Consider the following 24,570-nt stretch of genomic DNA (forward strand, 5'->3'; position numbering starts at 1 on the left):
GTTCCCGCCGATGCCGACCTCACAGGCCCGGATTATCCCGATACTGACGCGGAATTGCTCGCCGCCGAGGATGCTGCGGAGCGCTACTCCCGGCTCTTCGCTGGTCGGGGATTGCGGGAGGCGCGGGAGGCCGAGCTGGTTGCCAAGCTGGAGGCTTGCCGGGCGCCGGACTAGCTCCAGCCGCTCGACCGTGTCGGCACAGGTTGCCGTTCGCCGGGGACGTCCTCGGGCGCACCGGCCGGCACGCGGCCCTGATCGTCCGCCCATATCCCTTCGACCCCGACCCCGATTCCGCATTTCTTGCACGGCCGGTTAAGCCGCTTGTGCAGGCTCGGCGTGTCCGCGCCCGGCCCGGCCGGAATCCAGACAGGCTCAAAGCAACCCTGCACGCAGGTCACGCGGTATCCCGCAATGTGGTTGTACTGGCCCATGGCTCGGAGCTTAGTCGCGCCCTCATCACTTTCCAACATTCTCGATACGTTCACGGGGAATTTCGGCTCCGATTGTTGGAAAGATCGTTGTTTTTATTGAAACTGCCATTGTCTTTTAATCAGTAGGTCCAGGGTTCGAACCCCTGCCGGCTCACCATTTCTTTCAGGATTTGATACCCTCCCGCCGGGTCGCGGATTTGCCGCCCCGGATAAAAGGGATTCGCCGTGAATTTTCTGGCCGCGATTCTGTCACTTGCCGCTGTCCAATCGTCAGACTGCCAGGCCGAAGGCCTGAGCGGCGAAGAGATTTGCGCCGTGATTTCTGCCCAGCAAGAGGCCTGGAATTCCGGGGACATCGAAGGCTTCATGGCCGGCTACTGGCAGGACGAGGCTTTGCGCTTCGCGTCCGGCGGCACGGTGACCCATGGCTGGCAGCCCACGCTGGAGCGATACCTGGCCCGCTATGACACGGCGGACAAGATGGGCCGGCTCGTCTTCTCCGATGTTGACGTGACCTTGCTGTCGGAGACTGCCGGGACCGCCTTCGGCCGCTGGACGCTTGAACGCGAGGCCGACCGCCCGACCGGGCTGTTCACCCTGGTGTTCGAACTGAAGAACGGTGAATGGGTGATCGTGCACGACCATACGTCGGCGGGAGACGCGGGAGACTAGAGCAAATTCATCCGCTCTCGATGAACTTGCTCTCACCGATCGGTCTGGAATATTTTCGAACCGAAGAACCGGTCCCCACTTCTGCTCAGAATGTTCTAGATGTGCTGCTCGACGACCTCGAGAAAGCCCTCGCCATAGCGTTCCAGCTTGCGCTCGCCCACACCGAACAGATCGCCCATCTCCACCACATCGCGCGGCCGCTCACGCGCCATCTCGATGAGGGTCCGGTCGGAGAAGACGGTATAGGCCGGCTTGCCGGATTCGCGTGCGAGTTCGGCGCGGTGCCGGCGCAGGGCCTCGAAGAGTTCCTGGTCCTGGGCGGACAGGTCGGCTTGCGGCCCCGAGGAGCGCATGCGGGCGACTTTTTCGGCCCGGCGTTCCTGAGGCGGACGGAGCCGGATCGGCGCGCGGCCAAACAGGATTTCCTTGCCGCGCTCGGTAATCAGCCATTCGCCATAGCCGTCAATCGGCTGGTCGATCGCGCCCGCCGCGAAAAGCTGGCGAAACACGCTCATCCACTGATCCTTCGACAGGTCCTCACCGATACCGAACGTGGGCAGCTGGTCATGGCCGCGTGCGGTGATCTTGTCCGTCTTCACCCCGCGCAAGACGCCGATCAGGTGCTCCAGACCGAAGCGCTGACCGGTGCGCGCGATCGCCGACATGGCCTTCTGGGCCAGGACCGAGCCGTCGATAAGGGCCGGGGGATCGTCGCAGAGATCGCAATTGCCGCACGGGTCTATCGTGTCGCCGAAATAGGAGAGCAGGGACTGGCGGCGGCAGGAGGGCGCTTCGCAGTAGGCAATGAGAGCGCCGAGCCGGCGCGTCTCCATGGCCTTGCGGGAGTCCTCGGACTCGCTCTCGGCGATCTGACGGCGGCGCAGGGCCGCGTCGCCGAGCGACCAGAGCAGCAGCGTATCGGCCGGTTCGCCATCGCGCCCCGCACGTCCGATCTCTTGGTAGTAGGCTTCCATCGACTTGGGCAGGGCGGCATGGACGACGAAGCGCACGTCCGGCTTGTCCACGCCCATGCCGAACGCCACGGTCGCGCACATGACCATGGACTCGCTGGCCACGAACCGGTCCTGCCTCTGGCTGCGCGTCTGCGCGTCGAGTCCGGCGTGATAGGCGCCCGCATCAATGCCTTCGCCCTTGAGCCGGTCGGCATAGTCCTCGCACGCCTTGCGGCTGGCGCAGTAGACAATGCCGGCCTGGCCCGGGCGCGCCTTGATGAAGTCGCGCGTCTGGTTGAAGGCGGACTGCTTGGCGGCAACGGCGAGATGAAGGTTCGGCCGGTCGAATCCGGAGACGAACTCGCTGGGCGGACCGGCAAAGAGGCGCGCGGCGATGTCGCGCCGGGCCGCGGCGTCGGCCGTCGCGGTGAAGGCGGCGATCTGGGGGCGGCCCGCGGCGTCGGCCAGCTCGCGAATACGCAGATATTCCGGGCGGAAATCATGGCCCCACTGGGACACGCAGTGGGCTTCGTCCACCGCGATCATCGTCAGCCCGCTGCGGCCGAGCTTTTCGGCCAGTCCCGGAACAGCCAGGCGCTCCGGCGCCAGGTAGAGCAGGCGCAGCGTGCCCTGTTCGAGCTTCTGCCAGGTCTCCTCGCGGTCCTGCGGGCTGTCGGCCGAGCTGAGGCTGGCGGCTTCGATCCCGTTCGCACGCAACGCCAGGACCTGGTCGCGCATCAGGGCGATCAGCGGGGAAATCACCAGCGTCAGGCCGGGCCGGATCAGAGCGGGAATCTGGTAGCAGAGCGATTTGCCACGCCCGGTCGGCATCACGGCGAGCACGTCTTCGCCGGCCAGCACGGACGCGATGATCTCGCCCTGGCCGGGACGAAATTGCTTGAACCCGAACACCTCGCGCATGGTCTTTTGCGCGTGGCTCAGATCGGGCCGGGCAGGGGAGCGGGAATCACCGGAATTCATGACCGGCAAGCTAGCGGGGTGACGCGTGGCGGCAAGAGATCGCGCTGCCTCATATCGGGGCGCACGCGCGTTATTCGCACTACCAGAAGAGGCGGACCAGAGCGTAGAGGATGACCGCCCACACCGCAGCCGAGAACACGCCGGCGAGAATCGCGCCGACCCAGAAGGACAGCGGATGGGATGTGTCCGCGCGGTCATGGACGCTGGACGCGCGCGAAAAGGCCGATCGTCCGGACCGGCCCTGCGCGCTTTCGGAGGATTTGGGCGAGTCATCGAACCTCGACACGGTTCGCGCTGATCTTCGCTGCGGTTCGATCGATAATTCACGCATAATCGATAATTCACGCATAATTGTTCGTGGCTCCCCCGACCCAATCGACATTTGCTCTATTGCAGCCTGAACTGCGCAAGGCAAGGCCGATAACGCCGTCATCGAGCGGCTGGCGTGCATGTGTGTCCGCGCGGTTGCAACTCTGGCGATGTGGGACCGCCTCGACTTGCCCGGCCCGGCCGGGGTCAATAAGGCTGGCCGCCGAAAGCTTGAGAAGGAAGTCGCCGTGACCCAGAGCGCGCTGTCGCACATCCGAGTGCTGGACCTGTCCCGCGTCCTTGCCGGGCCGTGGTGCGCCCAGATCCTGGGCGATCTGGGCGCAGATGTGATCAAGGTCGAGCATCCGCGCTCCGGCGACGATACGCGCGGCTGGGGTCCGCCTTTCGTCACCGAGGCCGATGGCACGTCCGGCGACGCGGCCTATTATCTGTGTGCGAACCGGAACAAGCGCTCGATCGCGGTGGATATTTCGACCCCGGAAGGCCAGGGCGTGATCCGCGATCTCGCTGCCAAAAGCGATGTGGTGATCGAGAATTTCAAGACGGGTGGACTGGCCCGGTATGGTCTCGACTACGCGGCCCTGAAGGCGGTGAAGGAGGATCTGGTCTACTGCTCGATCACCGGATTCGGGCAAACCGGGCCGCGCGCTCAGCTGCCCGGTTACGATTTTCTGATCCAGGCGATGGGCGGGCTGATGTCTATCACCGGGCATGACCGGCCGACCAAGGTCGGCGTCCCGCTGGTCGACCTGTTCACCGGGGTCTACGCCTCGACGGCTATCCTGGCTGCGCTGGCGGCACGCGACCGGGGCGCTGGCGGGCAGCATATCGACATGGCGCTGTTTGACGTGCAGGCGGCGCTGCTGGCCAATCAGGCCATGAATTTCCTGGTTGGCGGGGCGGTCCCGGGACTGCCCGGCAATGCCCATCCCAATATCGTGCCCTACCAGGATTTTCCGACGGCGGACGGACGCATCGCGCTGGCAGTAGGCTCGGACGGCCAGTTCGCGCGGCTGGCGGCGGCGCTGGATCATCCCGAATGGGGCGAGGACCCGCGTTTCGCCAAGAATCGCGACCGCGTGGCCAACCGCGGCGTCCTTGTTGCGATGCTCGAAGCGCAGTTCGCGCGCCATGACACCGGGCACTGGGAAGCGATTCTGCACGCCGCCGGCGTTCCGTGCGGTCCGATCCAGTCGACAGATGAAGTTTTTGCAGACCCGCAGACAGTGGCACGCAATCTTTCGTTAAAAATGCAACGAGACGGGGGGGAATCGGTGCCTCAAGTGGCCAGTCCGCTACGTCTGGGGGGCACGCCACCCGTGTATCACCGTGCCCCGCCTAGGTTTGGCGAGCACACGGACGAGGTGTTGCAAGAGAGCCTCGGCATTGACGAAAAATGTCTCAAAGATTGGAAAATACGCGGGATCGTCCGCTGAAAAGCCACGATTGCGATGATAAAACGTGGAGGCGATGGATAAAATCGGCTAACCAAGCGTTAGGAACATCGCGTCTGAGGTTCCATACACCTTCCAGGTGTTCAATGTTCACACGAAGGGCTCCGGCCCGGAGGGGATATATAATGAAAAAACGGCTTCTAACAGCTGCGGCTGTCGGGGCCTTCCTAGCTGCGCCATCGGCGTTTGCTGAGGAGGGCTGGTACGTTCGTGGTGCGCTGGGTTACGGCGCTCCGAGCGATACCGATGTTTCCGGCTCGCTGAATGGCGAAATTCAGGGCGAAGGCGATCTGCGCGAAGCGCTTGCCGTCGGCTATGAGTGGGCAAACGGCTTCCGTCTGGAAGGTGAACTCGCTCACCGCTTCAACGATACCGGTGCTGTCGGCAACCTGCCCGAGAGCTCTTCGGACATCCAGGCCTGGTCCGGGATGCTGAACGGTATCTACGAGTTCAACCAAGGTGCCTGGTGGCGTCCGTACCTGGGCGCTGGTGTCGGTTGGGTCGAATCCAGCGTTTCCATGGCCGGTTACAGAAATGCGGCGGCCTATGCCGCGGCTCCGGCCTCGAACGCGACCGACTACTTCACGGTCGATGATTCCGATAACGCGCTGGCCTACAACCTGATCGCCGGTGTTGCTTGGGATCTGTCCCGGAACCTCGTTCTGGACACCGAGTACCGCTACTTCGGCTATGGCGAAACCGACTATGATCCGTCCGTGACGATGGATCGTATCGGTGGCCACGAGGCCTGGATCGGTCTGCGTTATCAGTTCGCAGCTCCGCCGCCGCCTCCGCCGCCCCCGCCGCCGCCGCCCCCGCCGCCGCCTCCTCCGCCTCCGCCGCCGCCTCCGCCGGCCGCTGACTGCGAAGATATCGGCCGCGTGGTCTACTTCGAATGGGATCGCTCCAACGTCACCGATCAGGCCCGCTCGGTCCTGAACGCGGCGATCAGCGATGCCCGCGATTGCGGCGTGTCGTCCGTGGAAGTTGCCGGTCACGCTGACCGCTCCGGTGCCGCCAGCTACAACGTTGGCCTTTCCGAGCGTCGTGCCCGTGCGGTCCGCGACGAGCTGGTTCGCCTCGGCGTCCCGGCTTCGGCTATCTCGCTTGAGGCCTATGGCGAAAGCCGCCCGGCCGTCGAAACGCCGGATGGCGTGCGCGAGCCGCTGAACCGTCGTGCGGAAGTGACGATCGACCTGCGCTAGATCGCGCACGTCGTCTCACTGTCGAGACAAGGGAACGGCCCGGCACTTTGCCGGGCCGTTTTCTTTTGCCGTCATGCTGCATCGCAGCGAATACGAGCTTGCCTGCCAGTCGCCAGTCCGCGGCTTGACCAAGGCCGGTCCGCAGGGGCAAGACAGCGCCATAGCCTCTCGTCATTTCTGCGCCGCCGCCCCCGATCCGGGGTTCGACGCCGGCGCACTCACGAACAAGGACCATAGTCATGAGCAAGCCAGACACCCCGTATCGCAAGCGCGCCCTCGGCAATCGGCCGCTGTCGCCCGAAACGCTGGCCATGAGCTATGGCTATGACGCGAAACTGTCGGAAGGTTCGATCAAGCCGCCGATCTTCCAGACCTCCACTTTCGTGTTTTCCTCCGCAGAAGAAGGCGCGTCCTTTTTCCGGGTCATGGGCGGGCGTGCCGAAGAGGGCGATCCGGCGACGCCCGGCCTGATGTATTCGCGGTTCAACAATCCCAATGTCGAGGTGATCGAGGACCGGCTGACCGTGTTTGAAGACGCGGACGAGGCCTGTGTCTTCTCCTCGGGCATGGGCGCGATCTCCACCGTGCTGATGGCGTTTGCGAATGCAGGCGACGTGATCCTGCAGTCGACTCCGCTCTATGGCGGAACCGAAACGCTGATCCGCAACGTGCTGCCCAATTACGGGGTGAAGAGCCATGACTTCGTGGCCGGTGCGCCGGAAGCGGAAATCCGCCAGAGCCTGGAAAACGCGATGAAGGACGGCACGGTCAAGGCGATCTATACCGAGACCCCGACCAACCCGACCAATGAAGTCGTCGATCTGGAACTCATGAAGACGCTGGCCGACGAGCTTGGCGAGCGTCAGGGCTACCGTCCTCCGGTAATCGTGGACAACACGGTGCTCGGCCCGATCGGCCAGAAGCCGCTGTCCTGCGGTGCGGACATCATCGTCTACTCGCTGACCAAATATGTCGGCGGGCATTCGGACCTGATTGCGGGCGCGGCGCTGGGCTCGAGCGAATACATGAAGCCGGTTCGCAAGCTGCGTTCCGCCATTGGCACCAATCTGGACGCCAACACGTGCTGGATGCTGGCCCGCTCGCTCGAAACGGTGACCCTGCGCATGAAGGCGGCATTCGAGAACGCGCGCAAGGTGGCGGAATTCCTCAACGACCATCCCAAGGTCGAGCGCGTGCGCTATCTCGGTTTCCTGGAAGAGGGCAGCCGGGACCACAAGGTCCATACCCGTCAGGCCGGGGACTATCACGGGTCCACCTTCTCCTTCGATGTGGCCGGCGGTCAGAAGGGGGCGTTCGCGATGCTGAACGCACTCCAGGTGGTCAAGCTGGCGGTGTCGCTGGGGGGAACCGAGACGCTGATCTGTCACCCGGGCAGCACGACGCATGCCGGCGTGGATCCCGAACTGCGCAAGCGGCTGGGCTTCACCGAGGGCATGGTCCGGGTCTCGATCGGTATCGAGGACCCGGAAGATCTCATCGCGGACTTCGATCAGGCCTTGTCGAAGATCTGATCGCCCGTCTTTCCCGCAGCTGCCCGATGGGGTGTTCATGAGCGACTCCACGCTCAACGCTGACGAAACCGCCGTCCTCGACTGGATCGAAAGCCGTGGCGATCACATGATCGCCACGGTCAAGGACTGGTCCAGGATCAATTCCGGCAGCCATAACGAGGCCGGGCTGAACCGTATGCGCGGTGTCCTGAAAGACGCTTTCGGCGAACTCGACGCCCGGATAGAGGAGGTCGAGCTTCCTTCCTCCCAGGTTGTCGAGCGCACGGGCGAAATTCGCGATATCGCCTACACGCCTGCACTGAAAATCTCCCAGCGGCCGGACGCCCCGATCCGCATCGTGCTGACGGGCCATCTCGACACAGTCTTCCCCGAAGATGCCGGGTTCCAGGACTGGACGCTGTGGGACGAGGATACAATCAACGGCCCCGGGGTTGCCGACATGAAGGGCGGCCTGCTTGTCATGCTGCATGCCCTGCTGGGGCTGGAGCGTTCGCCCTGGCGCGACCAGGTCGGGTATGACGTGCTGATCAGCCCCGATGAAGAGATCGGATCTCTGGGCTCGGGACCCAAGCTGGCGGAGCTGGGCGCGCGCGCCGATGTGGGCATGACCTACGAGCCCGCGCTGGCCGACGGTTCCCTGGCGGGCGCCAGGAAAGGCTCGGGCAATTTCTCGCTGCGCGTGCGCGGCCGGGCCGCCCATGCCGGACGCGAACACCATCTCGGGCGCAACGCGATCGTGGCAGCGGCCGATTTTGCCCGCCAGCTCGACGCGCTGAACGGCAAGCGCGAGAACGTGACCTTCAATGTCTCGCGCATCGAAGGCGGCGGCGCGCCCAATGTCGTTCCAGATCTCGGAATTGTCCGGTTCAATTGCCGCGTGCCGGCCAAGGACGATGCAGACTGGGCCACGGCCCGGATGAAGGAGCTGTGCGCCGGGATCGATGCCCGCGACGGAATCACCGCCGACCTTCATGGTGGATTTACGCGCCCTCCCAAACCGATGACTCCCGCCAATCTGCGCATGTTCGAGTGGACGCGCACTGCGGGCCGCACCATCGGTCTCGACCTTGTCTGGAAGGATACGGGCGGGGTGTGCGAGGGCAATAATCTGTGGGCTTCAGGGTGTCCGAACGTGGATACGCTCGGCGTGCGCGGCGCGGATATTCACTCCGACCGCGAGATCGCCAAGCTCTCGAGTTTTCCCGAAAAGGCGAAACTGTCTGCGGTCATGCTGATGAAGTTCGCCCAGGGCGACTTTGACGCCCGCGAAGCGCGCGCGCTCGCGCGCGGCGAATAGAAAGGACGATTGATGCTGGTTGTTCGCGCCGCCCGGCGGGCGGATCATGAGGCGTTCGTCACGCTCGCCCGGAATGCCGGGTCGGGCTTTACCAGCCTGTCGCTCGACGATGACGCGCTGGCCGCCAAGCTGGCCCAGTCCGAAGACAGCTATGCGCGCCGGATCGAGGATCCATCCGATGTGAGCTATCAGCTCATGCTGGAAGATTCAGAAAGTGGCCGCGTGTTCGGCACTGCGGCGGTCAAGGCGTGTGTCGGGGTCAAGAAGCCGTATTTCGACTTCAAGATCTTCACATTGGCGCAGGCCTCACGCGAGGCCAATCAGCGCTTCGACATGGAAGCCATGCTGCTGGTCAACGACTTTGCCGGATCGACCGAGGTCGGATCGCTCTTCGTCGATGACGGGGTGCGCGGCAGTGGTGCAGGTCGCCTGATCGCGCAGTCGCGCTACATGCTGATCGCCGCCGATCCGGCGCGCTTCGGCCAGCGCGTGGTCGCCGAGCTTCGCGGTGTCGTGGATGCCGATGGCTATTCGGTCTTCTACGAACACGTCACGCGGCCTTTCTTCCGGATGACCTTCGACGAGGCGGACCGGCTGAGTGCGGCTTCGGACAACCAGTTCATCCTGGATCTCATGCCGGTGCACCCGATCTATGTGGACCTGCTGCCGAGCCAGGCGCGCGCCGTTATCGGTCAGACCCACCCGCACGGCGTGAATGCGCGCCGGCTTCTGGAGTGGGAAGGGTTTGAATACCACCGCTATGTCGACATCTTCGACGCCGGACCGCTGATGTCTTGCCGGACCGAGAATACCCGCACGGTCCGCGACAGCCGGAGGGTGACGGTGGGCGCGGTGCAGGGCGAGCCGGTCCAGGCCGTGGTTTCCACCGACGCGGTTGACGATTTCCGGTGCGTCTTCACCGAAGTGACCGTTCAGGACTCCACCGTCGGCCTGAACGACGAGGCGCGCCGTGCGCTCGACCTGACGGACTCTGAAGCAGCTCGAATCTGGATTCGCGAATAATGGCTCGTAATACGCTCTATATCGGCGGCGCCTGGAAAGCCGGGCGCGGGGATACATTCACCTCAACCGACCCGGCCAAGGGCGGGACGGTCTGGGAGGGCGCATCCGCAGATCCGCGCGATGTTCGCGACGCCTTCGCCGCCGCGCGCAAGGCGCTGGGTGAGTTCGCCCTGATGGGGTTCGAGCGCCGGCGCGCAATCGCCGAGCGCTATCGCGACATCGTCAAGGCCAAGGCCGAAGAGATCGCCCTGCATATCGCGCGCGAGACCGGCAAGCCCTTGTGGGAGTCGCGGACCGAAGCGGGCGCGATGGCCGGCAAGATCGACGTCTCGATCCAGGCATACGAGGAGCGGACCGGACGCAAATCCTTCAACACCGATTTCGGCGAGGCCGTGCTCGACCACAAGCCGCTCGGCGTGATGTTCGTGCTCGGTCCGTACAATTTTCCGGGCCATTTGCCGAACGGACACATCATTCCGGCGCTGCTGGCCGGCAACACGATTGTCTTCAAGCCATCCGAGCTGACGCCGAGCGTCGGTGCGCTGATGGTTGAATACTGGGAGGAGGCGGCTCTGCCGGCCGGTGCACTCAACCTGGTCCAGGGCGCACGCGAGACCGGTGCCGCGGCGCTGGACGATCCCGATCTCGACGGGGTCCTGTTTACCGGCTCCTGGCAGACGGGTTCGTTCATCCACAAGAAATTTGCCGGGCGGACCGGGGTTCAACTGGCGCTGGAGATGGGCGGCAATAACCCGCTTGTGGTGTGGGACGCGGAGGATGCAGAGGCCGCGGCGCGGATCTCGCTCCTGTCCGCCTTCATCACCACCGGTCAGCGCTGCTCGTGCGCACGCCGCCTGATCGTGCCGCAAGGCGCCAAGGGCGATGCGATCGTGGATGCGGTCGCGGACATGGCCGCGCGGCTGCCGGTCGATGTCTGGGACGCGGACCCGGAACCCTTCATGGGCCCGCTGATCTCCGAACGCGCCGCGGCTGCCGTGATCGACGGGCAACGCGACTGGGTTCAGGCGGGATGCAAGACCATCCTGGAGGCGAGGGCCGGGCAGGGGCCGTGCTTCGTGACGCCGGGCATGGTCGACGCGACGGGTGTGAGCACGCCGGACGAGGAGATTTTCGGCCCGCTCCTGAAAGTCTACCGCGTGGCCAGCTTCGATGAGGCGTTGAGCGAGGCCAACAATACCGCGTACGGGCTTTCAGCCGGGCTGATCAGCGATAACGAGGCGCTCTGGAAGCAATTCTGGGCGGGGAGCCGGGCCGGGATCGTGAACTGGAACCGGCCGACGACCGGGGCGGCGTCGACCATGCCGTTCGGCGGGCCGGGGCAGTCGGGTAATCTGCGCCCGAGCGCCTATTACGCGGCCGATTACTGCGCCTACCCGGTGGCGACCCAGGCCGCGCCGACGCCGGAACGCATGGCCGTAAAAGGATTGTAGGACGCGATGAGCGCGACGGTGGAAGCCAATTTCGACGGCCTGGTCGGCCCGACCCACAATTACGGGGGGCTCGCGCCGGGCAATCTGGCGAGTGCGACGAACAAGGGTGCGGTTTCCAGCCCGCGCGCCGGCGTGCTCGAAGGCCTGGCCAAGGCAAAGCGCCTGCACGACGCCGGGCTGATCCAGGGCTTCCTGCCGCCGCACGATCGGCCTTTCATCGCCGGGCTGCGCGAGGTCGGCTTCACCGGCAGCGACCGGCAGGTGTGGGAGAGCGCCTTCAAGAGCGATCCGGTCCTGGCGCGCAACATGATGTCGGCCTCGTCCATGTGGGCGGCCAATGCGGCGATGGTTTCCCCGAGCGCCGACACGCGCGACGGGCGTGTCCATTTCACGCCGGCCAATCTGATGACGGCGCTGCACCGCTCGATCGAAGGCCCGCAGACGCGGCGCGCGCTGGACCGCATTTTTCCCGACTCGGGATGCTTCGCCGTTCACGATACGCTGCCCTACCAGTCCGATTTCGCCGACGAGGGCGCAGCCAATCATGTGCGGCTCTGTGCAAGGCATGGCGAGCCCGGCGTGGAGCTTCTGGTTTTCGGGCGCGATGCGCATGAAAGCTGGCAGGCGAAATATCCCGCCCGCCAGACCAGGCAATCGGTGGAGGCGATCGCGCGCCGCCACGGTCTGGATCCGGCCCGCACGGTGATTGCGCGCCAGTCGCGCACGGCCATCGAGGCGGGCGCCTTCCACAATGATGTGGTGTGCGTGGGCAACGAGACGGTGCTCTTCCTGCATGCGCAGGCCTTTGAGGACCAGGCAACGGTCTACGAGGATATCCGCAAGGCCGCGGACGGGCTGTTCGAGCCGGTCTTCGTGGAAGTGCCTGCGAGCGAGGTTCCGCTGGAGGACGCGATCAGGTCCTACCTGTTCAACTCCCAGCTCCTGACCTGGCCGGGCGAGGACCGCATGGTTGTCCTGGCGCCCAAGGAGACCGAGGAAACCGGGTCCACGCGCGCCTATTGCGAAAAACTGGTCGCCGGCAATGGCCCGATCGGTCGGGTGGACTATGCCGATGTGCGCCAGTCCATGCGCAATGGAGGCGGGCCTGCCTGCCTGCGCCTGCGCGTCGTGCTGAGCGAGGCGGAGCGCGCGGCGGTCAATCCGGGCGCGATGTTCAGCGATGGCTTGTATGAAGAGCTGACAGCTTGGGCCGTTGCGCACTATCGCGAGGAGCTCGCTCCGGGCGATCTGGCCGACCCGGACCTGGTCGACGAGGCGCAGGGCGCGCTCGACGCCCTCACGCAGATCATGAAGCTGGGCAGCGACTTCTACCCGTTCCAGCGGGCGTAGGCAGAGCGGCCGCGAAAGCGGAGGCGGGTCAGACCCACTCGGCCTTCTTCTCGAGCCCGCCAGCCTTCGCGTATTCCTGCGTGCCCTCGTGATAGACCTTGTCGCTGGGCAGGACTTCGCTCGCCTTGTAGTCGGGCAAGCCCTTCAGGCGTTCGTAGATCGGGCCGAAATCGACATTGGCTGTCGATTCCATGAGTTCCTCATAAGAATCGATCACGAAATAGGTCTGCTGGAAATCGTCGTAGCGATAGTCGGTGCGCATGATGCGCTCGAGGTCGAAATGAATCCGGTTGGGCGAGCGCCCTTCGAGGCAGAAGCGGCTTTCCGATTGGGACGACACGATACCAGCCCCGTAGATACGCCGGCCCTCCGGCGTGTTGATGAGCCCGAATTCGACCGTGTACCAGTAAAGGCGGGTCAGGTTCTCGATCATGTCGACCTTCATCGCCTTCTCTCCGCCCTGGCCGTAAGCCTGCATGTAGTCGGCAAAGGCGGGCAGGGTGAGAAGGGGCACGTGGCCAAAGACATCGTGAAAGATGTCCGGCTCGGGCAGGTAGTCCAGCTTGTCCGCGTCGCGGATGAAGCGGCCGGAGACGAAACGCCGGTTGGCCAGATGGTTGAAGAACACGTCGTTCGGGATCAGGCCGTGAACGGTCACGACCTGCCAGCCGGTGAGCGCGTAGAGCTTCTCGTTCACCTTGCGGAAGTCGGGGATGCCGCCATCGTTCAGATTGAGCAGTTCCAGCCCCTTGAAGTGCTCGGGCGCGGCGCGGCCCTTGAGCACCTTCATCTGGCGATCATAGAGCGTGTTCCAGACGCCATGCTCCTCTTCGGAGTAACGATCCCAGCATTGGTCGATCGTGTGGTCTGCGGCCGGAGTCTGTTCGGCGACGACAGGATCGTTCACGGGCATGGGCAGGTAAGCTCCAGTCTGCTCTCAGAGGCGACCTCTATATAACGAAAGGCCCTCTCATTGCGAGAGGGCCTGCGCTATCGAGCACTTAGCGTGTGCACAAGACGTCGGTCAGCACCTCGTTGGCGCGTCCCGGCCTGCGGTCATCGAGATACCAGGCCTCTGCGCCGCGCGCGCGGGCCACCTCGAAATGGACGGCGGCGCGATGGCCGGCGATGCGGCAAAGCTGGTCGGCCGCTTCGTCGCCGCACCGATAGCTCTGGCCGTAGGAGCAGGCCGCCACTTCGAGGCCCCGGATGCGCGGGGTGGGGAAGAAGACGGTGCTCACGCCGCGCACCTCGCCATCGATCTCGCCCCCGTGACCGGGCCCGCCGGGATAACCCGGTTCCTCGTGACGGCCCGAGCGCACAGAGGTGATGCGGCGATCCAGCCCGAGGCGGGACAGGTTGCTGACGCTGCGGTCGATCGTGCGGCATCCGCCCTCGTAATCGTCGTCCACGCAAACGGTCCAGACGCCCGAGTGTACCTGGATGGACCGCGCCTGGTCGTTGAAGCCCATGCGTGTGAGGTTCGGCGTGCCATCGGTCAGCGTCACATTGCGCCCGGCATAGTCGGTGCCGGCGTAAAGCGTGATGCCCGCATCACTTCCCGGACCCCTGAACTGGACCGAGCGGACCGAACTGATCTGATCGTTGAACGCCCAGTTGGCCATGTTGGGCAGGTCTTCGGTGACCACGTGGCAGCTGCCGCCGTAATCGGCATGCACGCAGACCTCCCAGCGCCCGCCTTCCAGGCGGATGGAGCTGGCCATGTCGTTGAAATTCATCCAGTCCAGATTGGGCGCGTCGCCATCGATCCGCGCCGACCGCCCCTGGAAATTGGCGTGCTCATAAAGAACGATGGCCCCGCCGCGACCCCCGCGCTGGGCTTCGGCTGGAGCGCTCAGGCCGGAGAGGCCGGCGAGGCCAGCAAGAACAGCGAAGGCTGAGCTGCGTAAAAACATGGGTATTCTCCTGTCCTGACTAGTGCGACTACGATGACCGGGCCGGGCTGAACCGGCGATGAAGCCGGTCTTGAACTTGCGTTCACAAAGGACGTGCTCGCCGGTGTGGCTCACCGGTATCCGGTTGGTCTAATAGCCCATGGCCGAGCCATCCTTGCGGCTTTCCGAGGCCGCGGCGTAAACGCCGGTTTCGGGGTCACGCATGATGGCCTGATATCCGCCGAATCCTCCATCGCCGTCCTCGATCACGTGTCCGCGGGCGCGCAATGCCTCGCGCACCTCTTCGGAAATACCGCTCTCCACCGCGACAACACCCAGTCCGCCTGCTTCAGTGACCGGGTCGGTGGGCTGAGTAGAGCCCTGATGGCGCCAGCGCGCCGCGTCGCCGGCATCCTGCACGTTCAGGCCGAAATCGATCATGTTGGTCAGGATCTGGACATGGCCCTGCGGCTGCATGGCGCCGCCCATGACGCCGAAGCTCATCCACGCCTGGCCATCGCGTGTGACCATGGCCGGGATGATGGTGTGGAAGGGGCGCTTGCCGGGCGCGTACACATTGGGGTGGTCGGGATCGAGGCTGAACAGCTCGCCGCGATCCTGCAACATGAAGCCGAGACCGTCAGGCACGAGACCCGAGCCCATGCCGCGGAAATTCGACTGGATGAGGGAGACCATCATCCCGCTGGAATCGGCCACCGTAAGATAGGTCGTGTCGCCATGCTCGATGGCGGCAGGGTCTCCGTGTGGAACGGTCTCGCGTGCAGTGTCCGGGGAGATCAGAGACCGGCGTTCGTCCGCATAGGCCTCCGAAATGAGCGTCTCGACCGGAATGTCGGCGAAATCAGGATCGGCGTAGAACCGGGCCCGGTCCTCGAACGCCAGCCGCTTGGCCTCGATCATCACGTGGAGCGCATCCGCGCTCATGAAGCCCATTCCGGCCAGATCGTAGGGTTCGAGGATCTGGAGCATCTGCAACGCGGCGATGCCCTGACCCGGCGGCGGCAATTCCCAGACGTCATAGCCGCGATAGTTGACGCTGACCGGTTCGATCCATTCCGAAGAGAAGTCGGCAAGGTCTTCCGCGGAGAGATAACCGCCGATCCGTTCCATATACGCGTCGATGGTTTCGGCAATTTCGCCTTCGTAGAAAGCGTCGCGTCCGCCTTCGGCAATCAGGCGCAGCGTGTTGGCGAGGTCGGGGTTCGTGAAAATCTCGCCTTCGGCCGGCGCCTCTCCCTGCTCGTTCAGGTAGGTCATGCGCGCATTGTCGAATTCCTGGATCTCCCCGGCTTCGAAGCGCTCGGCGAAGATGGACATGTTCCGGTTCCAGTAATAGGCGATCAGCTGGGTCACCGGGAAACCGTCCTCGGCGTAGCCGATAGCCGGAGCGAGGATGTCCTCCATCGGTAGATTGCCGAAGCGCTCGTGCATGGCAAACCAGCCATCCACTGTCCCAGGCACCGAGACGGGAAGGACGCCGAGCGGCGGAATGCTGCCGTCCGGGCCTCCCACTTCTTCGAGCATCTGCTCGTAGCTCAGGCTTCGGGGCGAGGGACCGGCCGCGTTCAGCCCGTAGACCTGTTGCGTAGCCGGGTCGTAGACGATGGCGAACAGGTCTCCGCCGACGCCGTTGCCGACCGGCTCCATCAGGCCGAGAGCCGCGTTCGCGGCAATAGCTGCGTCTACCGCGCTTCCGCCCGATTTGAGAATTTCGATCGCGACCTGGGTGGCTAGCGGATGGGCCGTTGCCGCTGCGCCGTTGCGCGCCAGCACCGGCGAGCGGGTGGCGAACGGCATTCCGCTGATGCGATCGCCGCCTGCATGGCTCATCCGGGGATCGGAGGGAGTATCCTGAGCCGATGCGGGAGCTGACAGTGCCAACCCTGCCAGCGTGCTCGCGAGAAGGCTTGCGGTCAGTCGGATCATCTCTCTCCCCCGTGTATGAAGCCGGCGTCATTGCGCCAACCGTGCTTTGTGGGGGCAAGTAAACAGCTGCGCCTGCGCGCGATCAAGCCATTACCGGTTCGGGTTCTCCTCGGCCGTCTCGGTTTCGGTGTCCGATTGATTGTCGCGGGCAGCGCCCAGGAAACCGCGGATCAGGCTTTCCGCCCGCTCGCGGTCAGTCGGTTCCTCGGCCGGTTCTGCGGTCTCGGTCCCGGCTTCGCCGGAGGCGGATTCGTCGGGGCCGGCGGCGCCGGGGCCGGCTGAGCCCGCCCCGGTCAGGATGTCCAGAAGACCCGCGGCGCCATTCTCGCGGACACGGTCCAGATCCAACAGGTCGCCGAGGTCGCCAAGTTCACCGCGGGCTCGCGCCTCGACCAGCCCGCGGGCGATCGCGGCAAAATCCAGCGTCACGCGCGGATCGGAGAAGCTGCCGGAGATGATGACGGGGACCTGGATGCCCTCCAGCTCCGCTTCTCCCCCCTGACCCGTGAGGCTGGCGACGGCGCGCGGAGTCAGCCGGTAGTCCAGATTCAGCCCGCCGAAGTCGATCTCGCCCTGGCCGCCCACGCGCAGAAGCGGGCTGAGCATGGTCAGATCCTGATTGAGGACCACACCATCGCGGATGGCAAAGCTGCCGCGAAGTGCGGAGAAGTCGGTCTCTTCCGTGTCGCCAAAGCCTTGCGGCAGCTCGCGGTTCTCCACGGCGGTGAGCACGCCGCGAATGACGCGGGCCAGGTTGACGCCCACGATGGCGCCTTCGGCAAAATCGAACTGACCTTGCCCCTGCAACCCGTTCATGATGGCGGCGGGGCTTTCACCGCTACCCGTCACATCCAAGGTCAATGTGCCGATCCCGCGCAGGCGGTCAAAGCCGGCTGCGGCGTCCAGGAAGGGTTGCGCCTGCAGCGTCTCGAGCCGCCCCTGGAAGCTGTAGGACGGGACGGTGCTGCGGCTGTTCGCGACGAGGTTGGCCGAGCCCCGGCCGCCATAAAGCCCGAAGCCGGGCAAGGTGGCCGACAGGCGGCCGTCCGAGAGCGTGGCGTCAAGCTGGGCATCGGTCACCACAACATCATTGAAGCGCAGCTCGCCAACTTCGGCGTCCAGCTCGGCATCGAAAAGGGAGAGGACGGACAGGTCGAGCGGCGCATCGCTCCATTCTGTCGGCGCGCCGGCCGGGCTCTGGTCGGCTTCTGCCTTGGGCAGGTAAGGATTGAGGTCGAGCACGGGGATCGTGAGCGTGGCATCCAGCAGAGGGGTCGGGCGGTCGTAGGCAAAGCGCAGATCGCCGTTCGCGGCGATGGCATCCAGCGCGAGGTTTGCGCCCGTGAACACGACCTCACCCGGCGCTCCGCGAAGCTGGCCATTGGCGGAAAATGTCTGGAAAACGTCGCCTTCGGCCAGCTGGCTGCCAAAGAGCGCCGCGAATTGCGGCAGCGAGAGATCGACATCGGCCTCGCCTTGGAACTCCAGGTCGGCGCTTTCCAGAATCTCGCCATCGAAAGATATGTCACCTGCCGGGCCGCGTACGGAGACGGTGGCAGGGACGCGCGCGCCTTCGAAGAAGCCTCGCAGCGAGCCAAGCTCTGCATCCAGATCAAGTCTCTGGCCCTCCAGGCTGACCTGTCCGGTGAGAGTGAAGGCCTCGTCGACGCCGGGAAGGGCGATGGCGAGATTGACCGCGTCGAGCCGGTAGTCTCCAGCCTCGCCGAGATAGATCAGCGTGCCGTCCACAATACGGACATCGCCAAGACTGGCCTCGATCGGCAGAGCGCCCGGCTGGCGGAATCCGCCCGCATTCGCGGGCTCTGCCTCAGCCTCGTCGCTCGAGAACGTCCAGTTATTGCGGCCCTGATGCTCTTCGAGCCGGATCACCGGTTCGACGAGGACAAATTCCTCGATCACGAAATCGCGCTGGATCAGGGGCAGGAGAGCCAGCGCAAAGCGCATCTCGCCCATTTCGGCGAAAGCCGCGTCACCAAAGCCGGCCGGGTTGGCGATCGTGACGTCATCGGCCCGCGCCTGGATGCGGGGCAGCAGCGCGAAGGAAATATCGCCGTCTATCGAGACCTCGCGTCCCAGTGCGTTGCTTGCCGCAGTTTCGAGCCGTCCCCGCCAGGTGTCCGCCGGGACGATGGCGGGAAGAATCGCCGCCGCTGCGATCACCAATGCGATCAGGACCAGAACGATAATCACAAGCCGGCGCATCTCTGTTTCCTCGAACGCGTTAGGTCGAATACCAGCGCGGCAACGACCGGACGTGAATATGGTTCCGGCGCGCCGCCAACAAGGCTAGGATTAGCCTGATGGCCGTTTAATGGCGAGCCGGCGATTTGATGCCGGTGCGTGTTTTTGGGGGCCGAGGCAAAACCAGATGAGGGTCTGAGCATGGAAAACGTCGTTAGCATGAGCCGCCGCCAGCTGGTGCGCGGACTGGCGACCGGAAGCGTCGTCGCCTTCGCCGCGGGCTGCGCAGAGAACACGGCGCTGGGCCGCAGCCAGCTGATGCTGGTTTCGGAGGAGCAGATCGCGCAGTTGTCTGCACAGGCCTGGCAGCAATCGCTCCAGCGCGAACGCATCAGCCGCGATCCCCAGCTTAACGCGCGCGTCGAGCGCGTGGGCGCGCGCGTGACGCGTGCCTCCGGTCTGAACTATCCTTGGGAATACGTGGTGTTCGATTCCGATCAGGAAAATGCGTGGGTCCTGCCCGGCGGCAAGGTCGCCTTCTACCGCGGCATCCTGGAAACCATGGAGAATGACGACCAGATCGCCACGGTGATGGGGCATGAGGCGGCCCACCTTGCCGGGCGCCACGCGGCAGAGCGCGCGTCCCAGCAACAGGCCGCAGGCATCGGTCTGGGCCTGGCCTCGGTCGCGCTCGATGCGGGCGATGTGGAGAATACCGCGCAATGGGCTGCAATTCTGGGCGCCGGGGTGACCTTCGGCGTCATCCTGCCCTATTCGCGGCGCCACGAGCTGGAAGCGGACCGTCTCGGCGTCGAGTACATGGCGCGCGCCGGCTATGATCCGCGTCAGGCCCTGCGTTTCTGGGAAAGCAAGGCGGCCCAGAGCGCCGGCCGCAATGCCACGCCGGAATTTGCCTCGACGCACCCGTCCGATGCGACCCGGATCGCGGCGTTGCGCCAGTACCTCGCCGAGCAGAATTACATCTAGCTTGCGATCCGGTGGCGCGAGTGCAAGAGGGCGGGGTGACCCTCTTGCGCCGCGCAGCGCCCGGCGATAGTTTCCGCCGCCTCGCTGACGGGATCAAATGCGTCCCCGCGAGGCGTGTGCCGCCTTAGCTCAGTTGGTTAGAGCGCTAGATTGTGGATCTAGAGGTCTCTGGTTCGATTCCAGAAGGCGGTACCATTTTTCTTTCAAGACTTTAGCTGGTGTTCCGAACTAGTCATTCCGAACTGCGCGTCTCTTTCGGATGGGCGTGAGTCCGGCTCGCTCAATTCGCCTCGCCGCCGGCGATCGCGAGATGGCTTGGCGATGCGGTCCGTGCTAAATGCGGGTCGGGACAACCGGGGCGGGCACATGCAGGATCGGGTCGATAAGCTTCAGTCTCTCAGCATTGATCGGAGCGGGGAGGAGCAGCGCGGCGGTGGAGTGCCGGTTGTGGCGGTGCTGGTCCTCGCGCTGGTTGCGGCCGGACTCGGCCTGGCTGCGGGATGGCTTCTGTCTCCCGAGGCACCGCAGGGCGAGGTGCGCACAGACGCCCCGGCGGATGCATCAGGTACAACCGCGCCCCCCGTGGCGGCAGCCTCGGCACCGCGGTCCCGCGGGCTCGTGGCGTCAGGCTATGTCGTCGCACGCCGTCAGGCCACGGTGTCGGCCGAGATCACAGGGCGCATCCGTGACGTTCTGATCGAGGAGGGCGCGCGCGTCGAGGCAGGCGAGGTGCTGGCACGCCTCGACGATGACCGGGCGCGGCTCGATCTGGAACTGCTGGAGACCCAGGCCCGTGCGGCGCACCTGCGCGTGGACGCGCTGCAAGCCCAGCTCGCCGAGGCGCGCACGGTGTCCGACCGCGCCCGGCGTCTGCAGGAGCGCGGTTTCGGTCCCGTCGCCGCGGCCACGGCAGCCCAGGCCCAGGTCGACAGCCTCTCCGCTCAGCTCTCCGCGTCCCAGGCGGATGCCGCCGCCGCCGACGTGCGGGTGGCCAACCAGCGCGACCTGGTCGAGCGCCACGTCGTGCGCGCGCCGTTCGCGGGTGTCGTCATCGCGAAGAATGCGCAAGTGGGCGAGATTCTTTCACCGGTTTCGGCCGGGGGCGGGTTCACCCGGACGGGTGTCGCCACGCTCGTGGACATGGGATCGCTTGAACTCGAAATCGACGTCAACGAGGGCCAGATCCAGCGCATTCGTCCCGGTCAGCCGGTCGAGGCCGTGCTGGACGCCTACCCGGACTGGGATGTTCCCGCGGTGGTCGAGGCGATCATACCGACGGCCGATCGGAGCCGGGCGACGATCCAGGTGCGCGTCAGATTTCTTGAACTCGATCCGCGCCTTCTGCCCGATATGGCGGCCCGGGTCACTTTTATCGAAAATGGCGAGTAAGCAATATACAGGCCCGAACCAGCTGAGCTAAGGTTCTGACAAGGGTACAGGTCAGGCAAGGGGGTTGGTCGGCAGATGACCGAAGATTTACGTCAAGACACGCTCTACCAGCTCGACCACGTATCGAAGTCGTATACGCGCGGGAAAGAACGGGTCGACATTTTCACCGATCTGACCATGCAGATCGGCCGGGGCGAATTTATCGCCATCATGGGGCCGTCCGGCTCGGGCAAGACGACCATTCTCAACCTGCTCGGCGGGATCGATCGTCCGAGCGCGGGCGAGATCGCGTTCAAGGGCCAGCGCATCGATAATCTTGGCCAGGGCAAGCTGGCCACCTGGCGCGCGCACAATGTCGGCTTCATTTTCCAGTTCTACAATCTGATGCCGACTCTTACCGCCATCGAGAATGTCGAGCTGCCGCTTCTCCTTCTCAAGATGAGCGGCAAGGAGCGCCGGCGCCGGGCCGAGACGGCGCTTGATATCGTGGGGATCGCGGATCGGGCCGGGCACAAGCCGCGCCAGCTCTCCGGCGGTCAGCAACAGCGCGTGGCCATCGCGCGCGCCATTGTCGCGGACCCGGCGGTGCTGATGTGCGACGAGCCGACAGGCGATCTGGACCGGGAGTCGGCCAACTCGGTGCTGGAAACCCTTCAGCTGCTCAACACCGAGCTTGGCAAGACCATCGTCATGGTGACGCACGACCCTGCAGCGGCGAGCTTCGCAAAGAAAGAGCTCCATCTCGACAAGGGCCGCTTCGTTGAGCGGGAGGCGGTGGCATGAACCGCGCCACCCTCGTGCGCAAGTCGCTCTTCCGCAAGAAAGTGCGCGCGAGCCTCCTGATCCTGTCTATCGCCATCGCCTTTTTCATCTTCGGGGCGCTCGGCGCCTTCTACAAAGCGTTCAACTCCGGCGTCGAAGTGGCTGCCGCAGACCGGCTCGTGACGGTGAACAAGATCAATTTCACCGTGACGATGCCGCTGGCCTATCAGGCCCGGGTCGCCCAGGTCGAGGGCGTGCGCAATGTCAGCCATGCGAGCTGGTTCGGTGGCTATTACCAGGAACCGCAGAACTTCGTGCAGACGTTTGCCGTCGATCCGGAGACGTATCTGATCGCCTATGATGAACTGACCCTCCCGCCCGAGCAGCGCGAAGCCTTTCTGACTGACCGGACCTGTCTTGCGGCGGGCCGGGCATTGGCCAATCAGTATGGCTGGAGCCTCGGCGACCGGATTCCGTTGCTCAGCAACATCTGGCAGCAACAGGACGGCAGTTCGGCCTGGGACTTCACGATCTGCGCGATCTTCGACGCCGACGATGACGCGGTACCGACGAATTATGCGATTTTCCACTACGACTATTTCAACGAGACCCTGGCCTTCAATCGGGACCAGCTGGGCTGGCTGATCGTGAGCACAGCCGATCCGGCCCTGAACGCCGAAGTCTCCCAGGCAATCGACGCGCTGTTCGCCAACTCACCTGCAGAGACCGAGACCACAACCGAGGCTGCCTTCACGCAGGCCTTCCTGGAGCAGATCGGCAATATCGGTCTGATCCTGACCTCGGTGATCGGCGCGGCGTTCGCGACCATTCTCATGATCGTGGGCACAACCATGGTGCTCGCCGTCGACGAGCGGACCAAGGAGATCGCGGTGATGAAGACCCTCGGCTTCACCGCGCCGTCGATCTTCGCGATGACCCTCGGGGAGGTATTCCTGCTCAGCCTGCTCGGCGGGCTGATCGGACTCGGGCTCGCCTGGACCCTGGTCAGTCTGGCTGCAGAGTCTCTGGCCGGTTTCATTCCTGGGCTCGGCATCTCGCTCGACATCGCACTCATTGCGCTGGCTCTGATGGTAGGCTTGGCCCTGCTCACGGGTCTGTTACCGGCCATGCGCGCGATGAACGTGCAGATATCGACCGCACTCGGAAAGTTGTGACCGCCATGTTCCGCCAGAGTCTTGCCGTCACCCTGATCAATCTGAAATCCATCCCGCAACGCCCGGGCATGTCGATCGCCACGATCATTTCAGTCGCGCTGGTCGTCGGCGTCCTTCTCGGATTCTCCGCGATGGCGAACGGGTTCCGCGCAACGGTGCAGGGAACCGGCTCGCAGGACGTCGCGATCTTTCTGCGGTCCGGCGCCCAGGCCGAACTCAATAGCGGCCTGTCGCGCGACGAGGTCCGTCTGATCGAGGAGGCGCCGGGGCTGGCGCGTGACTCCGGCGGCGAGGCGATCGCCTCGGCCGAGCTTTACGTCATTGTCGACGGAACCAAGCGGTCCTCCGGCACAGACGCCAATATCCCGCTGCGCGGCGTGGGCGAGGACGCTGCGTTGCTGCGCCAGAATTTCGAGCTGGTGGAGGGGCGCATGTTTGCGCCGGGCTCAAATGACCTTGTGGTGGGCCGCAGCGTGCAGCGCGAATTCTCCGGTTTCGAGATGGGCGAAGAGATTCGGCTCGGTAACAATAACTGGCAGATCGTCGGCGTCTTCTCGACGGGCGGCACCGTGTTCGATTCCGAGATATGGGCCGATCTTGGTGTGATCCAGAATTTATATAATCGCGGCAGCGGCGTGCAGACCGTGCGAGCCAGACTCGAAAACCCGGATGCGATCGAGCGGGTGCGGGCCTATGCTGAGAACGAGCCACGGCTCAACCTGGATGTCCAAGCAGAGCAGGCCTATTACGCGAGCCAGGCAGGCGCGACCTCCGATCTCATCATGTATCTTGGCTGGCCGCTCTCCATCGCCATGGCGATAGGGGCCTTTGCGGGGGCCTGGAATACGCTCTACTCCTCGGTCGACCGGCGAACCCGCGAGATCGCAACCCTGCGTGCGATCGGATTTTCCGGCTTTCCCGCCTTCGTCGGCACGATGGCCGAAGCGCTCATGCTTTCAGCGATTGGCGGACTGGTTGGTGCGGCGGCGGTCTATCTCCTGTTCAACGGGGTCAGCGCATCGACGCTCGGGGGCAGTTTTACCCAGATCGTCTTCTCTTTTGCCGTGACACCCAGCGCGATCATTGCCGGCATCGTCATGGCGCTGGTCATCGGGTTTCTGGGCGGGCTTGTTCCCGCGATCCGCGCCGCGCGCGTTCCGATCCTGGCCGTCCACGCCGACTGACGGCGCGCGCCCGGCGCTCTGCCAGGGGCGAACGCGGACGCGGATTGTGAAACGTTTCAAACCGATGGCTTGACCGGCCAATGCTCCCCGCCCTACTAAGCGCGCTGACGGTCCCGTGCGAGCGGGCTAAGAGGGAACGCCGGAAAAGAGCCTTTTGGCTCTTAAAACCGGGGCTGTACCCGCAACTGTCAGCAGCGAGCCGCGCACCACAGCGCCACTGGAATCGATCGATTCCGGGAAGGCGGTGTTAGCGGCCACGACCTGTGAGCCAGGAGACCTGCCGTCAGGTCGCACCACCGGGAGCGGGAAAACTCCAAGGGTGGCGCGCGGGACTTTCCGTGTGCAGCGAC

20 protein-coding genes, 1 tRNA gene and 1 riboswitch are annotated in these 24,570 nt (G+C 64.7%); of the genes, 14 read left to right on the plus strand and 7 right to left on the minus strand.

Annotated features, from left to right (window positions below; genetic code table 11):
- Positions 1-170: 170 nt before the first annotated feature.
- Entirely contained in the window at positions 171-431 is a 261-nt protein-coding gene (locus tag PGP17_RS12070; RefSeq protein ID WP_270375612.1) for a hypothetical protein, read from the minus strand.
- Between the two features lie 225 nt (positions 432-656).
- On the opposite strand from PGP17_RS12070, the gene PGP17_RS12075 reads away from it, so the two are divergent.
- Complete coding sequence (locus PGP17_RS12075; RefSeq protein ID WP_270375613.1) at positions 657-1,103, plus strand: YybH family protein; 447 nt, start codon at positions 657-659, stop codon at positions 1,101-1,103.
- 95 nt (positions 1,104-1,198) lie between these two features.
- On the opposite strand, the gene recQ is transcribed toward PGP17_RS12075, so the two are convergent.
- Together recQ and PGP17_RS12085 are read right to left on the minus strand one after the other, a co-directional pair.
- Complete coding sequence (gene recQ, locus PGP17_RS12080; protein ID WP_270375614.1) at positions 1,199-3,037, minus strand: DNA helicase RecQ; 1,839 nt, start codon at positions 3,035-3,037, stop codon at positions 1,199-1,201.
- A gap of 79 nt (positions 3,038-3,116) precedes the next feature.
- Positions 3,117-3,323 (minus strand): hypothetical protein, encoded by a 207-nt coding sequence (locus tag PGP17_RS12085; RefSeq protein WP_270375615.1) that lies wholly within the window; start codon positions 3,321-3,323, stop codon positions 3,117-3,119.
- Positions 3,324-3,594: 271 nt separating this feature from the next.
- Between PGP17_RS12085 and PGP17_RS12090 the strand changes: the two genes are divergently transcribed.
- The 7 genes from PGP17_RS12090 to astB all read left to right on the plus strand — a co-directional run bounded on the left by PGP17_RS12090 (position 3,595) and on the right by astB (position 12,679).
- The gene (locus tag PGP17_RS12090; protein WP_270375617.1) at positions 3,595-4,803 is read left to right on the plus strand and encodes a CaiB/BaiF CoA transferase family protein; all 1,209 of its coding nucleotides are present in this window, start codon (positions 3,595-3,597) and stop codon (positions 4,801-4,803) included.
- A 143-nt stretch (positions 4,804-4,946) separates the two neighbouring features.
- On the plus strand, positions 4,947-6,026 hold the full coding sequence (locus PGP17_RS12095; RefSeq protein ID WP_135943448.1) for an OmpA family protein: 1,080 nt from the start codon (positions 4,947-4,949) through the stop codon (positions 6,024-6,026).
- Between the two features lie 239 nt (positions 6,027-6,265).
- Positions 6,266-7,558 carry a cystathionine gamma-synthase family protein gene (locus PGP17_RS12100; RefSeq protein ID WP_135943449.1) on the plus strand — a complete coding sequence of 431 codons (1,293 nt, stop codon included), beginning with the start codon at positions 6,266-6,268 and terminating at the stop codon, positions 7,556-7,558.
- Between the two features lie 37 nt (positions 7,559-7,595).
- Complete coding sequence (locus PGP17_RS12105) at positions 7,596-8,855, plus strand: hydrolase (RefSeq protein WP_270375619.1); 1,260 nt, start codon at positions 7,596-7,598, stop codon at positions 8,853-8,855.
- Between the two features lie 12 nt (positions 8,856-8,867).
- Positions 8,868-9,878, plus strand: coding sequence for an arginine N-succinyltransferase (locus tag PGP17_RS12110; protein WP_135943451.1), 1,011 nt, complete (start codon positions 8,868-8,870; stop codon positions 9,876-9,878).
- Complete coding sequence (gene astD, locus PGP17_RS12115) at positions 9,878-11,329, plus strand: succinylglutamate-semialdehyde dehydrogenase (protein WP_270375620.1); 1,452 nt, start codon at positions 9,878-9,880, stop codon at positions 11,327-11,329. The genes PGP17_RS12110 and astD overlap by 1 nt, the downstream gene beginning before the upstream one ends.
- Positions 11,330-11,335: 6 nt before the next feature.
- A complete protein-coding gene (gene astB, locus PGP17_RS12120; RefSeq protein WP_270375621.1) occupies positions 11,336-12,679 on the plus strand; it encodes an N-succinylarginine dihydrolase in 1,344 nt (447 codons plus the stop codon).
- A 28-nt stretch (positions 12,680-12,707) separates the two neighbouring features.
- Here the strand turns inward: astB and phhA are convergent, their stop codons facing one another.
- The 4 genes from phhA to PGP17_RS12140 form a co-directional block, all read right to left on the minus strand.
- Positions 12,708-13,592 carry a phenylalanine 4-monooxygenase gene (phhA, locus tag PGP17_RS12125; RefSeq protein WP_135943454.1) on the minus strand — a complete coding sequence of 295 codons (885 nt, stop codon included), beginning with the start codon at positions 13,590-13,592 and terminating at the stop codon, positions 12,708-12,710.
- Between the two features lie 88 nt (positions 13,593-13,680).
- Entirely contained in the window at positions 13,681-14,595 is a 915-nt protein-coding gene (locus PGP17_RS12130) for a beta/gamma crystallin-related protein (RefSeq protein WP_270375622.1), read from the minus strand.
- Positions 14,596-14,724: 129 nt separating this feature from the next.
- Complete coding sequence (gene ggt / locus PGP17_RS12135) at positions 14,725-16,521, minus strand: gamma-glutamyltransferase (RefSeq protein WP_270375623.1); 1,797 nt, start codon at positions 16,519-16,521, stop codon at positions 14,725-14,727.
- A gap of 90 nt (positions 16,522-16,611) precedes the next feature.
- On the minus strand, positions 16,612-18,744 hold the full coding sequence (locus PGP17_RS12140) for an AsmA family protein (RefSeq protein ID WP_270375624.1): 2,133 nt from the start codon (positions 18,742-18,744) through the stop codon (positions 16,612-16,614).
- Between the two features lie 198 nt (positions 18,745-18,942).
- Between PGP17_RS12140 and PGP17_RS12145 the strand changes: the two genes are divergently transcribed.
- From PGP17_RS12145 to PGP17_RS12170, 6 genes are all read left to right on the plus strand, one after another.
- A complete protein-coding gene (locus tag PGP17_RS12145; protein WP_135943458.1) occupies positions 18,943-19,710 on the plus strand; it encodes a M48 family metallopeptidase in 768 nt (255 codons plus the stop codon).
- A gap of 118 nt (positions 19,711-19,828) precedes the next feature.
- Positions 19,829-19,905 (plus strand) — tRNA-His (locus PGP17_RS12150).
- A gap of 126 nt (positions 19,906-20,031) precedes the next feature.
- Entirely contained in the window at positions 20,032-21,099 is a 1,068-nt protein-coding gene (locus PGP17_RS12155) for an efflux RND transporter periplasmic adaptor subunit (protein ID WP_270375625.1), read from the plus strand.
- Positions 21,100-21,174: 75 nt separating this feature from the next.
- Complete coding sequence (locus PGP17_RS12160; RefSeq protein ID WP_270375627.1) at positions 21,175-21,882, plus strand: ABC transporter ATP-binding protein; 708 nt, start codon at positions 21,175-21,177, stop codon at positions 21,880-21,882.
- A complete protein-coding gene (locus tag PGP17_RS12165) occupies positions 21,879-23,036 on the plus strand; it encodes an ABC transporter permease (protein ID WP_270375630.1) in 1,158 nt (385 codons plus the stop codon). The genes PGP17_RS12160 and PGP17_RS12165 overlap by 4 nt, the downstream gene beginning before the upstream one ends.
- 5 nt (positions 23,037-23,041) lie before the next feature.
- Positions 23,042-24,220 carry an ABC transporter permease gene (locus PGP17_RS12170; RefSeq protein WP_135943462.1) on the plus strand — a complete coding sequence of 393 codons (1,179 nt, stop codon included), beginning with the start codon at positions 23,042-23,044 and terminating at the stop codon, positions 24,218-24,220.
- A 91-nt stretch (positions 24,221-24,311) separates the two neighbouring features.
- Positions 24,312-24,519: riboswitch (cobalamin riboswitch) on the plus strand.
- The last annotated feature ends 51 nt before the right edge of the window (positions 24,520-24,570 follow it).

This window comes from Marinicauda sp. Alg238-R41 (genome assembly GCF_947331485.1).
Lineage (GTDB): Bacteria > Pseudomonadota > Alphaproteobacteria > Caulobacterales > Maricaulaceae > Marinicauda > Marinicauda pacifica.

What these genes read in the sequence shown, in the direction of transcription:
- PGP17_RS12070 (WP_270375612.1), bottom strand. Translation starts at nt 431, where the DNA reads ATGGGCCAGTACAACCACATTGCGGGATACCGCGTGACCTGCGTGCAG.
- recQ (WP_270375614.1), bottom strand. Translation starts at nt 3,037, where the DNA reads ATGAATTCCGGTGATTCCCGCTCCCCTGCCCGGCCCGATCTGAGCCAC.
- PGP17_RS12095 (WP_135943448.1), top strand. Translation starts at nt 4,947, where the DNA reads ATGAAAAAACGGCTTCTAACAGCTGCGGCTGTCGGGGCCTTCCTAGCT.
- PGP17_RS12100 (WP_135943449.1), top strand. Translation starts at nt 6,266, where the DNA reads ATGAGCAAGCCAGACACCCCGTATCGCAAGCGCGCCCTCGGCAATCGG.
- PGP17_RS12105 (WP_270375619.1), top strand. Translation starts at nt 7,596, where the DNA reads ATGAGCGACTCCACGCTCAACGCTGACGAAACCGCCGTCCTCGACTGG.
- PGP17_RS12110 (WP_135943451.1), top strand. Translation starts at nt 8,868, where the DNA reads ATGCTGGTTGTTCGCGCCGCCCGGCGGGCGGATCATGAGGCGTTCGTC.
- astD (WP_270375620.1), top strand. Translation starts at nt 9,878, where the DNA reads ATGGCTCGTAATACGCTCTATATCGGCGGCGCCTGGAAAGCCGGGCGC.
- astB (WP_270375621.1), top strand. Translation starts at nt 11,336, where the DNA reads ATGAGCGCGACGGTGGAAGCCAATTTCGACGGCCTGGTCGGCCCGACC.
- phhA (WP_135943454.1), bottom strand. Translation starts at nt 13,592, where the DNA reads ATGCCCGTGAACGATCCTGTCGTCGCCGAACAGACTCCGGCCGCAGAC.
- PGP17_RS12130 (WP_270375622.1), bottom strand. Translation starts at nt 14,595, where the DNA reads ATGTTTTTACGCAGCTCAGCCTTCGCTGTTCTTGCTGGCCTCGCCGGC.
- ggt (WP_270375623.1), bottom strand. Translation starts at nt 16,521, where the DNA reads ATGATCCGACTGACCGCAAGCCTTCTCGCGAGCACGCTGGCAGGGTTG.
- PGP17_RS12140 (WP_270375624.1), bottom strand. Translation starts at nt 18,744, where the DNA reads ATGCGCCGGCTTGTGATTATCGTTCTGGTCCTGATCGCATTGGTGATC.
- PGP17_RS12145 (WP_135943458.1), top strand. Translation starts at nt 18,943, where the DNA reads ATGAGCCGCCGCCAGCTGGTGCGCGGACTGGCGACCGGAAGCGTCGTC.
- PGP17_RS12155 (WP_270375625.1), top strand. Translation starts at nt 20,032, where the DNA reads ATGCGGTCCGTGCTAAATGCGGGTCGGGACAACCGGGGCGGGCACATG.
- PGP17_RS12160 (WP_270375627.1), top strand. Translation starts at nt 21,175, where the DNA reads ATGACCGAAGATTTACGTCAAGACACGCTCTACCAGCTCGACCACGTA.
- PGP17_RS12165 (WP_270375630.1), top strand. Translation starts at nt 21,879, where the DNA reads ATGAACCGCGCCACCCTCGTGCGCAAGTCGCTCTTCCGCAAGAAAGTG.
- PGP17_RS12170 (WP_135943462.1), top strand. Translation starts at nt 23,042, where the DNA reads ATGTTCCGCCAGAGTCTTGCCGTCACCCTGATCAATCTGAAATCCATC.